General features: G+C 70.2%; 11 protein-coding genes. 3 read left to right on the top strand and 8 right to left on the bottom strand.

Features of this window, described 5'->3' with window-relative positions; translation table 11 throughout:
• The first annotated feature begins 40 nt into the window (after positions 1-40).
• Entirely contained in the window at positions 41-1,723 is a 1,683-nt protein-coding gene (locus OWM54_RS06390; RefSeq protein WP_267696902.1) for a glutamine--tRNA ligase/YqeY domain fusion protein, read from the top strand.
• A 14-nt stretch (positions 1,724-1,737) separates the two neighbouring features.
• Here OWM54_RS06390 and OWM54_RS06385 read toward each other — a convergent pair whose 3' ends face one another.
• The 3 genes from OWM54_RS06385 to OWM54_RS06375 all read right to left on the bottom strand — a co-directional run bounded on the left by OWM54_RS06385 (position 1,738) and on the right by OWM54_RS06375 (position 4,475).
• On the bottom strand, positions 1,738-1,890 hold the full coding sequence (locus OWM54_RS06385; protein ID WP_267696901.1) for a hypothetical protein: 153 nt from the start codon (positions 1,888-1,890) through the stop codon (positions 1,738-1,740).
• Positions 1,891-1,914: 24 nt separating this feature from the next.
• Entirely contained in the window at positions 1,915-2,133 is a 219-nt protein-coding gene (locus tag OWM54_RS06380; protein WP_267696900.1) for a hypothetical protein, read from the bottom strand.
• 119 nt (positions 2,134-2,252) lie between these two features.
• Entirely contained in the window at positions 2,253-4,475 is a 2,223-nt protein-coding gene (locus OWM54_RS06375) for a M4 family metallopeptidase (RefSeq protein WP_267696899.1), read from the bottom strand.
• Between the two features lie 344 nt (positions 4,476-4,819).
• Here OWM54_RS06375 and OWM54_RS06370 point away from each other — a divergent pair, with 344 nt between their 5' ends.
• Both OWM54_RS06370 and OWM54_RS06365 read left to right on the top strand, forming a co-directional pair.
• Entirely contained in the window at positions 4,820-5,410 is a 591-nt protein-coding gene (locus OWM54_RS06370; RefSeq protein WP_223783146.1) for a DUF4291 domain-containing protein, read from the top strand.
• Between the two features lie 95 nt (positions 5,411-5,505).
• A complete protein-coding gene (locus OWM54_RS06365; protein WP_267696898.1) occupies positions 5,506-6,249 on the top strand; it encodes a class I SAM-dependent methyltransferase in 744 nt (247 codons plus the stop codon).
• Position 6,250: 1 nt separating this feature from the next.
• Here the strand turns inward: OWM54_RS06365 and OWM54_RS06360 are convergent, their stop codons facing one another.
• From OWM54_RS06360 to OWM54_RS06340, 5 genes are all read right to left on the bottom strand, one after another.
• Positions 6,251-6,847 carry a tRNA-uridine aminocarboxypropyltransferase gene (locus OWM54_RS06360; RefSeq protein ID WP_141327100.1) on the bottom strand — a complete coding sequence of 199 codons (597 nt, stop codon included), beginning with the start codon at positions 6,845-6,847 and terminating at the stop codon, positions 6,251-6,253.
• Positions 6,848-6,955: 108 nt separating this feature from the next.
• Positions 6,956-7,114 carry a XapX domain-containing protein gene (locus OWM54_RS06355; RefSeq protein WP_046712630.1) on the bottom strand — a complete coding sequence of 53 codons (159 nt, stop codon included), beginning with the start codon at positions 7,112-7,114 and terminating at the stop codon, positions 6,956-6,958.
• Complete coding sequence (locus OWM54_RS06350) at positions 7,111-7,338, bottom strand: DUF1427 family protein (protein WP_046712631.1); 228 nt, start codon at positions 7,336-7,338, stop codon at positions 7,111-7,113. Before OWM54_RS06350 ends, OWM54_RS06355 begins: the two co-directional genes overlap by 4 nt.
• The gene (locus tag OWM54_RS06345; protein ID WP_267696897.1) at positions 7,335-8,990 is read right to left on the bottom strand and encodes an MFS transporter; all 1,656 of its coding nucleotides are present in this window, start codon (positions 8,988-8,990) and stop codon (positions 7,335-7,337) included. Before OWM54_RS06345 ends, OWM54_RS06350 begins: the two co-directional genes overlap by 4 nt.
• Positions 8,980-10,836, bottom strand: a complete 1,857-nt coding sequence (locus OWM54_RS06340; RefSeq protein WP_267696896.1) for an amidohydrolase — start codon at positions 10,834-10,836, stop codon at positions 8,980-8,982. The genes OWM54_RS06345 and OWM54_RS06340 overlap by 11 nt, the downstream gene beginning before the upstream one ends.
• Positions 10,837-10,861: the final 25 nt, after the last annotated feature.

Below are 10,861 nucleotides of genomic sequence, written 5' to 3'. Positions count from 1 at the left end.
TTGCCGGCCCCGGGCGGCTTCACGAGGATTCGCCCCCATCATGACGACGACGAACGAGACGCAGGGCCTGAACTTCCTCCAGGAGATCATCGAGGAAGACCGGCGCACGGGAAAGCACGCGGGACGCGTGCACACCCGCTTCCCGCCCGAGCCCAACGGCTACCTCCACATCGGCCACGCCAAGTCCATCTGCCTCAACTTCGGGCTGGCGAAGCAATACGAGGGGCTGTGCAACCTGCGCTTCGACGACACCAACCCCGTCACCGAGGACACCGACTACGTCGAGGCCATCCAGCGCGACGTGAAGTGGCTCGGCTTCGACTGGGCGGACCGCAAGTTCTACGCCTCCGACTACTTCCCGAAGCTCTACGACTTCGCCGTGCAGCTCATCAAGCAGGGCAAGGCGTACGTGTGCAGCCTGTCGCCGGAGGAGATTCGCGAGTACCGCGGCGACTTCACCACGCCGGGCCGTGACAGCCCGTACCGCACCCGCTCCGTGGAGGAGAACCTGGACCTGTTCTCGCGCATGCGCGGCGGGGAGTTCCCCGACGGCAAGCACACGCTGCGCGCCAAAATCGACATGGCGTCGCCCAACCCCGTGCTGCGCGACCCGCCCATCTACCGCATCCGCCACGCGCACCATCACCGCACCGGCGAGGCGTGGCCCATCTACCCGCTCTACGACTTCGCGCACTGCCTGTCGGACGCGATTGAGGGAATCACGCACTCCGTCTGCACGCTGGAGTTCGAGAACCGGCGGGTGCTGTACGATTGGATCGTCGACAGCCTCATCAAAGGGGACCGGCCGTACCAGTACGAGTTCAACCGGCTGAACCTCAACTACACGGTGATGAGCAAGCGCAAGCTGCTCAAGCTCGTCACGGAGAAGTACGTCTCCGGCTGGGACGACCCGCGGATGATGACCCTCAGCGGCCTGCGCCGCCGGGGCTTCACGCCCGCGTCCATCCGCGACTTCGCCACGCGCGCGGGCGTCAGCAAGACGCAGCAGCTCATCGACATGGGCGTGCTGGAGCTGTGCATCCGGGAGGACCTGAACGAGACGGCGCCCCGGGCCATGGCGGTGCTGCGGCCGCTCAAGGTGGTGGTGGAGAACTACCCCGAAGGCCAGGTGGAGATGCTGGAGGTGCAGAACCACCCGCAGAAGCCGGAGATGGGCACGCGCCAGGTGCCGTTCATGCGCGAGCTCTACATCGAGGCGGACGACTTCATGGAGGTCCCCGCCAAGGGCTTCTTCCGGCTGGCGCCGGGCAAGGAGGTGCGCCTGCGCTCGGCGTACTTCATCACCTGCAAGGAGGTCATCAAGGACGCGGACGGCAAGGTGGTGGAGCTGCGCTGCACCTATGACCCGGCCACGCGCGGCGGGGACTCGCCGGATGGCCGCAAGGTGAAGGGCACCCTGCACTGGGTGCCGGGCAACGCGCCCACCGCGGAGGTGCGGCTGTATGACCGGCTCTTCTCCGTGGAGAGCCCGGACTCGGACGACGCGACGGACTTCACCACGTTCCTGAACCCGAACAGCCTGGAGGTGCTGCGCTCGGCGCGCGTGGAGCCGATGCTCGCCGACGCGGCGCCGGAGTCGCGCTTCCAGTTCGAGCGGCTGGGCTACTTCTTCGCGGACCCGAAGGACTCGCAGCCCGGCAAGCCCGTCTTCAACCGCACCGTGTCCCTGAAGGACTCGTGGGTGAAGGAGAAGGGCAAGTAGTCGAGGACGCACGCTCAGGGTGTCGCCGGGCCCTTGCCGGGCGGCACCCTGCACGCGGCGTGACCCAGGATGACGTCCCCCTCGACGGTGCTCGTGGGCGTGGGCGTCCAGCCCGCCTGGAGCCGGGCGTCCAGGAGGTCATCGGCGCTGGGTCGACGGTCCCACACGGAGACCGCAATCACACCGCCCAGTCAGGTGGTGTCGAAGACGAGGTAGCCCCCGTCCTTCCAGGGCAGCACCACGTCGTGGGTGAACTCGTCCTGGACGACGACCTCGGTCACGTCGCGCGGCGGCGTGCTCGCGAAGCCCCAGCGCACCACGTCCTGGAGCAGGGTGAGCGGCGCCAGCTCGCGCTCCAGCGCCGCGCGCGCCTCGGGAGACAACCCGGCCCTGTCGGTCAGCGTGAGCATGGCCCCGGCAGTGTAGACCCGCTCGGGGCGCGGACGCACGCCACGGGGCCCCGCGTGGCCGTCCACCGCCGCCCGTCGGTCCGGGCGGAGGTGGAGGCCGCGAGGGCGGGTGTCACGTGTCAGGGAGGATAGGACACGAGGATGGCGGTGTTCTGATAGCCGCCCTTCGCGCCGACGACCCAGACATACAGCTTGCCGGAGGTGACCTGGGGGATGACGCACTTCTCGGCGTTGGTCTCCTTCATGCCGCGGCAGTCGTACTCGTAATGGTTGGGGATGGCCCCCATGCGCACGTAGAGGTCCGCGTTGCCCGTGCCGCCCAGCAACTGCACGGTGACGCTGCGCGGCTTCCCGTTCGCGCGCGCCGGCACCTGCACGATGTAGCCATGGCTGCCATTGGCGGGGGCGGACAGTCCGCTCACCACCACGTTGGGCTCGAGCGGGAAGAAGCCGCCGTCGAACTTCATCACCAGCGAGGCGTTGGTGTAGGGCGTATAGGTGTTGACCATCGCGTACCACTTGCCGGCGGTGGGCGTGGGGAAGACGCACTCCTCGTTGGCGCCGGAGCGGTAGGGCCGGCAGTCATAGAGGCCCGTCGTGGGGTAGTTGCCCTGGCGGATGTACAGGTCCGGGTCGCCCGTGGTGCCGGACAGGGTGAAGCGCAGGTTGGTGGCGCCCTCGGGCACCTCGGCCCAGCCGTACTCCTTGGCGCCGCTCGCCGTGCCGGAGAGGACGACGGGCACGTTGCGCTCCAGCTCGAAGGGGTCGGTCGGCTCGAACACCACGCCCACGTTCACGGCCTTCCAGGCCGCGGCGACGGAGGCGACGACGGACGCGTCGTAGCCCAGCTGGACGGCGGCCTGCTCGGTGGCGATCCTCGCGGCGTCGAAGGTGGAGTTGGGCATCAGCAGGTCCCGGTTGGCCTTGTAGAAGATGCGGCCCGCCATCTCGATGCCGATGCCCGTCACGGCCGGGCGCGTGGGGAAGCGCGGGTGCGTGCCGCCCTGGGCCAGCAGGTAGAAGGCCAGGTTGGAGATGCCCGAGCTGTAGTGGACGTCCACGCCGTTGCTGTAGTTGTGGTAGTCGTCCAGCGAGTCCCCATCCTGGGTGGGGTTGTTCATGTAGCGCAGCGCATCGCCGGGCACTTCGGGCGTCCACACGTCCTCGCCCACCAGGTAGGTGCCCTCGTTGATGACCTTGCCCTCGCTGTGCCACTCGCAGACGGCGCCGAAGATGTCGGAGATGGACTCGTTGAGGCCGCCGGACTCACCCGAATAGATGAGGTCCGAGTCGACTTCCGTCACCGCGTGCGTCAGCTCGTGGGCGATGACGTCCAGGCCGTAGGCCAGGTTGATGGCGGTGGTGCCGTCACCGTCGCCGAAGACCATCTGCTCGCCGTCCCAGTACGCGTTCACGTAGTTGACGCGGTGGTGGACGGTGGAGTGGAGCGTCGCGCCGAGGTCGTCGTAGGAGTCGCGGTCGAACAGCTCCTTGTAGCAGCGCCAGACGGCGCCCGTGTTGTCGTACGCCGCGTTGACGACGGGGTCCGCGTGCGGCGCTTCTCCCTCCCGGCGCGCCACCGTCCCCGGCAGGTCGTTGGTGTTCTGGCCGTCGTAGACGATGCGGTCGAGCGCGGAGTGGATGTGGTTGAAGCGCTCGAACACCTCGCCGGAGCGGGCGTTGACGAGCACCGACTCCTTCACGGGCGTGCCGTCCTGCTTCGCGCCCGTCACCAGCACCCGCCAGGAGAGGATGAGCTGGTCCTGGTCCCTCCAGTAGACGAGCGCGGGCGCCTTGCGGACGACGAGGCCCGGCACCGAACCCTTGTCCGCCAGGGCGTTGGCCTTCGCCAGGTCCACGCCGATGGGGTCGCTTTTGAGGGCGGCAAGGCCTCCTCGCGCGTTGCCGTTGATGGCGAAGACCTGGCCGTCGCGCGCGTGCAGCCGCAGCTCCGCGCCCAGCACCTCCACGCCGTGGTAGCGCACGCCGAAGCGGTAGTGCGTGTCCCCGTCGGAGCCGACGTAGGCCTTCTTCAAGAAGAGCTGCTCGGTGTCGAGCTTGAAGAGCGGCGCCACCCGGGCGAGCACCGGCGCGAGGGAGTGGGTCTGAAGTCCCTTGAGGGCGAGCTTGCCGGTGGGGACCTCACCGAACCTGCCTCGGAGGAAGGTGGGGACCTGGTCCGGGTCCGCGGAGAGGACTTCATGGCCCTGGGCGAGGGCCGCTGCTGCCTGGGTGGCGTCGTCGTCGTGTAGGTCCTTCGGTGTGTCGGCATCGGTGCAGGCGCTCAGTGTCAGGCTCAACAGCGTGGCACCCAGGACACCGCGTCCCCGTTTCACAAACATGCACTACCCCCCAGCGAGAGATGAAGTCGCCAGCCTGTGCAATCACAACCCGAAGGAGAATTCGGTACCGGCAACCCCATGGCAATCTATCGCGAGGCCCCGGCAGTGCCCTCTCCCTCCCCGTCGGAGTTTGCTTGTCCTGAACACCTCCCTCCGCGACAGCGTCCGTTGCCTGATGTTGGTCGCTCGCGGTGTCCGGAGGACCTGGGAACGCGTGTTCCATCACCCGCTCGTCTGGGACTCCAGGACAGGGTCCGCCATGTCTGGGATTCTCAGGGAATGAAAGGACGCGAAGCTGCTACGGTGCGCGTCATGCGACGAGGATGTGGGTGGAGGCGGGTGTCATGAGCGCGCGGCGGGAGGTTCGCGCGGACTTCGACCGGGGCTCCATCGTGATGTATCAGGCCTATCCGGACGCCATCGCGGACGTGGCGGTGGCGACGCAGCGCTTCGGGCCGCCGTTCTCCGTGGGGCGGATGACCTGGATCAAGCCCAGCTTCCTGTGGCTGATGCACCGCTCCAACTGGGGGCGCAAGAGCGGGCAGGAGCGGACCCTGGCGGTGCGCATCCACCGCGCGGGGTGGGAGGCGGCGCTGGCGGTGGGCGTGCTCACCGCGTACGAGCCCGGCGCCCACGGCTCACCGGAGGCCTGGAGGAAGGCCTTCGAGGTGGCGCCCGTCCACGTCCAGTGGGACCCGGAGCGCTCGTTGCGTGGCGCGGGGCTGCCGCACGACAGCATCCAGGTGGGGCTGGGGCGCGCCATCATCCAGCGCTACGTGGAGGACTGGGTGGTCTCCATCACCGACGTGACGCCGCTGGTGCACAAGCTGCGCAAGCACCTGGACGAGGGGCGCGCGGAGCAGGCCACCCGGCTGTTGCCCCGCGAGGCCGTCTATCCGGTGCCGCGGGAGCTGGTGCGCCGACTGGGGATGTGAACGGCGGGCAGCGTCCGCTGTACGCTCGGGGCACCTTCCCTGGCTGGGGGAGGGGCCGTTCAACTGGAGCTGGGGGTCTGACGATGGGAATCACGATGTCCCCGCGGGAGTACGCCACCGCGTTCCGTCTGCTCGCATCCACCGCGCGCCATCCGGAGAACATCGCGCGGCTCGTCGAGGAGCGCTTGTCTGCGCGCATGTCCCAGGCGCCGTCGCTCCTGGACGTGGGCGCGGGCTCCGGCAAGGTGGCCCAGGCGCTGGCGACGCGCTTCGGCTCGCTCACGTTGCTCGAACCCAACCCGGAGCAGGTGGCGCAGCTGCGGCTGGAGAAGGCGAAGGTGCTCATCGAGCCCTTCGAGCGGTTCGATTCGTCCGAGCGCTTCGACCTGGTCCTGTGCTCCCACGTCCTGTACCACGTGCCGCCCTCGGACTGGCCGGGCTTCATCGACCGGCTCCTGTCGTTCGTGCGTCCCGGAGGCCACGCCCTCATCATCATGGCGGCGGGGCGCGGGCCCACGTTCGAGCTGTGCCGCGACTTCGCCGACACGCTGAACTTCGGGCAGCTGCTCCTGGACACCCTGGGGCGCATGTCGCTCTCGCACGAGGTCCTCCCGGCGATGAGCGGCTTCACCGCGCGCACCTTCGAGGAGATGTTCACCCTCTGCCGCTTCTTCGTGCTGGAGGGGTGCTTCACGGCCGAGCAGCTCGCGGCGATGGGGCCGGAGGCGTCGCGGGAGATGGACCGGAAGCTGCGCCTGCACGCGGAGGCCTGCCTGCGTCCGGACGGCACCTACCAGCTGGAGCAGGACGAGGACATGGTGCTCATCCCGAGGCCGTGACTCAGCGGCTGGGGCCCATCGCCTCGCGGTTGAGCGAGCCGCACTCGGCGATGCGCTGGACGCGCAGCTGGGCGAGGCGCGCCAGGGGGGCCGCCGTCTGGGGCCCCTCCAGCAGCTCCACCGCGCGGGCTATCGCGTCCAGGGTGGACATGCCCGCAGGGTGGCTCGGCTCGCGCAGGTGGAGCATTCCCGGGGGCGGCGGCGGCAGCACGAGCCGGGGGAGCAGGCGCAGCGTGGGGAGCCGCTGGCTCATCCGCCGCGCCTGGGACCAGCTGCCATCCAGCACCACCACCTGCCGGGGCGGCGGGGTGTCCTCGGGGAGCTCGGGCCCGTCCGGGAAGAGCAGCCACGTGCCGGGCTCGGCGAACAGGGAGCTGTCCAGGACGTCGGCGGGCGAGCCGTGGGTGAGCAGGGTGGCGTTGGTGAGGGCGAGCGCGGCCACCCGGCCGGTGTTGCTCTTCTTGCGGATCTCCAGCGCGTGCTGCACCAGGAGGAACCGCGTGCGCGTCTGCACGCGGGGAATCTCCGCGCACAGACACAGGTGCGACGGGAGATAGCAGCGGTCACATCGGGGGCGGAGGGCAACGCGCGAAGACATCCTCCGACATCCTGTTCCGTGGCTCCCCGGAAGAGAAGCGTTGTTTCGCCCCGCCGGGAGGTGGGGCCCGGCCCGCTCCCCCGGTGTGATTGATACAGGCCGGAGGGCTCAGCCCAGCAGCCGCTCCCCCAGGAGGAACCCCACCGTCATGGCCACCACGAGCAGGGCGCCCTGGAGCTTCGGGGGGGCGGGCAGGGGGATGTCGAGCAGGCGGCATCCGGCGCCGATGAGCAGCGCCAGGGCGACGCCGACGAGGGCCAGGGTCATGACCTGCTCTCCTGGGTCTCGCCGGTGGGCCCACCGCAGTGGATGTGATTGCGCGACGGGCGCGAGGCGAGCAGCCGGTCCGTGAGCGTGTAGCCCGTCGTCATGGTGACGACGAGCAGCGCGCCGACGAGCGCCGGCGGCGCGGGCACGGGCACCCCCAGCCAGCGACAGCCGAAGCCGATGCCCAGGCCCAGCAGCAGTCCCACACACAGTTTCCAGTTCACGCGTCGTTCTCCAAGGGGGTGCGGCGGGGGACCATCGGCGCGGCGCCGACGTAGTGATGGACCACGGGGGGATGCGCGCCCTGGTGCAGCGCGCGCAGCTGCTCCTGCAGCGCCTTCTCCTCGCGGGTGACGCGCTCGTGCTGGCGCAGGTGCTCCATCCAGGAGCCGAGCACGAAGTACTCGAGGAACCGCCCGGGCTCCGCCGTGTCCTCCATGACGCCCCACTGCACCGCGCCGTCGCGCCGTCGCGTGTCGCCCAGCTGGTGCACCAGGGGGAGGAACGCCGCGCGACCCGTGGGGGCGACGCGGTACTCCACCGTCACGAGGACCGGGCCCTGGTCCTTCTCGACGTCCTCGGAGACCTGGGGCGTGGGCCAGTGGGCGGACGGCGCGGTGTCGCGAGCCATGGCCTGGCCCAGGCGGAAGCGCAGCGAGAAGAAACCCGCGAGCACCGCCGCGCCCGCCGCCACCGTCAGCGACACGGGCACGCCGAAGCGCTGGGCCACCGAGCCCCACACCAGGCCGCCGCCGGCCATTCCCGCGGAGAACACCACGATGTAGAGCGACAGCGCGCGGGCGCGAACCCAGGTGGGCACCGACAGGTGCGTGGCTGTCTGGAGCGAGGACAGCACGCTGATCCACGCCAGCCCGTTGGCCACCATGGCCAAACCCAAGACCGGCAGGCTGCGCACGAAGGCCACCGTCACCATGGTGAGCGCGTAGAGCAGCGTCGCTCCCAGCACCCACCGGTCCACGCCCCACCGCGCCCGCATGCGGGGCAGCACGACGGCGCCCGCCACCGCGCCCGCGCCGATGCACGTGAGCAAGAGCCCGTACGTGCCCGCGCCCGCGCCCAGCTCCTTGCGCACGACGATGGCGAGCTGCGCGGGCAGCGCGCTGGCGAAGGCGTAGAAGCAGGCCGACTTGAGCAGCACCGAGCGCAAGTCTCCCGAGCGCGCCGCGTACCGCAGCCCTCCGCGCAGCGCGGTGCCGAAGGGCTCCGACGGGAGCGTGGACTCCGCCTTCGCCCGCCGCCAGGACACGAGCGCCAGCAGCACGCCCAGATAGGAGACGGCGTCGATGGAGAAGGCCCACCCCACGCCGAAGCGCGCGACGATGAGCCCACCGAGCGCGGGGCCCACCGAGCGCGCGATGTTCATCCCGATGGAGCTCAGCGCCACGGCGGGCGCGAGCAGGGGCCTGGGGACCAGCTCCGCGGTGGTGGCCGCCTGCGCCGGCATGGCCATGGCCGCGCCCATGCCCAGGGCGAACGTCAGCCCCAGCAGCGTCCACTCCGTCATCTCCCCCACCATGGAGGCCCACGCGAGCAGCGTGGCCATGACCAGCATCCACACCTGGATGGTGATGAGGTAGCGCCGCCGGTCGACGATGTCCGCCAGCGTGCCCGCCACCAGCGCGAACACGACGACGGGCATCGTGGTGGCCGACTGCACCGCGGCCACCATCAGCGGCGAGCCGGTGCGCTCCGACATGAACCACGCCGCGGCCACGTCGTGCACCCAGGTGCCGATGTGGCTGGCCAGCACCGCGAGCCACAGCGTGCGGAACGTGGCGTGACGCAGGGGCGCCAGGGCCCCCACCTCCTGGGCCACGGGAGCGGGGCTCACCGCGACGTTCGCTTCAGAAGGCATAGCAGAGGCACCCCAGCGCTCCCCAGAAGCCCGTCGCGTCGGAGGTGGGCACCTCGTGGCGCGACGCGTGTGTCCTCCCGTGGCCGTGCACGGCGCAGCCGTCGCCGTGGGCGTGTGACGCGTTGGCGAGGGCCTCGCGGGCCTGGGCCAGCGTGCCGCCCTGGTAGCCGCCGAAGCGGTTCACCGGGGACCAGTCCGGCATGGGCCGGGGCAGCTCGGGCGCCAGCGGCTCGAAGTCTCCCGTGCCGTGCACCACCCGGCCGCCCACCACCGTGAGCACGCTGGTGATGTGCTGGATGGACTCCTCGGGCACCTGGAAGTAGTCCGAGGACAGCACGGTGAAGTCCGCGAGGTAGCCCCGCTTGAGCAGTCCCTTCTTCTCCTGCTCGTGGGAGAACCACGCGCTGCCGTGCGTCCACAGGCGCAGGGCCTCCTCGCGCTCGAGCAGGTTGTCCTCGCCGTACATGGACAGGCCGCCCAGCGTGCGGCCCGTGACGAGCCAGTACAGCGCCACCCAGGGGTTGTAGCTGGCCACGCGCGTGGCGTCCGTGCCCGCGCCCACCGGCACGCCCGATTCCAGCATCTTCCGGACGGGCGGCGTGCGGCGCAGGGCGTCCTGGCCGTAGCGCTCCTGGAAGTACTCGCCCTGGTAGACCATACGGTGCTGCACGGCGATGCCGCCGCTGAGCGCGCGCACCCGCTCGAGGTTGCGCTCGGAGATGGTCTCCGCGTGGTCGATGAACCAGTGCAGGCCGTCCAGCGGCACCTCGCGGTTCACCTTCTCGTAGACGTCCAGCACCCGGCTGATGCTCTCGTCGTAGGTGGCGTGGATGCGGAAGGGCCAGCGCTTGCTGGCGAGCAGGTGGACGACGGACTCCAGCTCACCCTCCATGCCCGCGGGCAGCTCCGGGCGGGGCACGCGGAAGTCCTCGAAGTCCGCCGCGGAGAACACCAGCATCTCGCCCGCGCCGTTGTGGCGCATCATGTCGTCGCCCTGCCGGGGCGAGAGCATACGGGTCCAGCGCTCGAAGTCCGCCTGCTCGGAGCCCTTCTTCTGGGTGAAGAGGTTGTACGCGATGCGCACCGTCAGCTCGCCGTCGGCGTGCAGCTTCTGGATGATGTCGTAGTCCTCCGGGTAGTTCTGGAAGCCGCCGCCCGCGTCGATGACGGAGGTGACGCCCAGCCGGTTGAGCTCGCGCATGAAGTGGCGCGTGGAGTTGAGCTGGTACTCCGGCGGCAGCTTGGGGCCCAGCGCGAGCGTGGCATAGAGGATGAGGGCGTTCGGGCTGGCCAGCAGCAGGCCGGTGGGGTTGCCGCGCGCGTCGCGCTCGATGCGGCCCCCGGGCGGCTCGGGCGTGTCCTTGCCGTAGCCCACCGCGCGCAGGGCGGCGCCGTTGAGCAGGGCCCGGTCATACAGGTGGAGGATGAAGACCGGTGTCTCGGGCGCCGCGGCGTTGAGCTCGGCGAGCGTGGGCAGGCGCTTCTCGACGAACTGGTGCTCGCTGAAGCCGCCCACCACGCGGACCCACTGGGGCGCGGGCGTGCGGGCCGCCTGCTCGCGCAGCATCGCCATGGCGTCCGCCAGCGAGCGCACGCCGTCCCACCGCAGCTCCAGGTTGTAGTTGAGCCCGCCGCGAATCAGGTGGATGTGGCTGTCATTGAGGCCGGGGATGAGCCTGCGCCCGCCCGCGTCGATGACCCGGGTGGAGGCTGTCGCGAGCGCCATGATGTCTCGCTCGTCTCCCACGGCCTCCACGACGCCGTCGGTGACGGCCAGGGCTTGGGCCTGGGGGAGGTCCCGGTCCAGGGTGGTGACGCGGGCGTTGCGGACAATCAGGTCGGCCATGAGGGGAGCTCGTGCTGAGGGGGAG

The sequence above is a fragment of the Myxococcus sp. MISCRS1 genome, from assembly GCF_026626605.1.
GTDB lineage: Bacteria > Myxococcota > Myxococcia > Myxococcales > Myxococcaceae > Myxococcus > Myxococcus fulvus.
The sequence above is the reverse complement of the archived record's forward strand: the minus strand, read 5'-3'. Positions and strand labels throughout refer to the sequence as shown.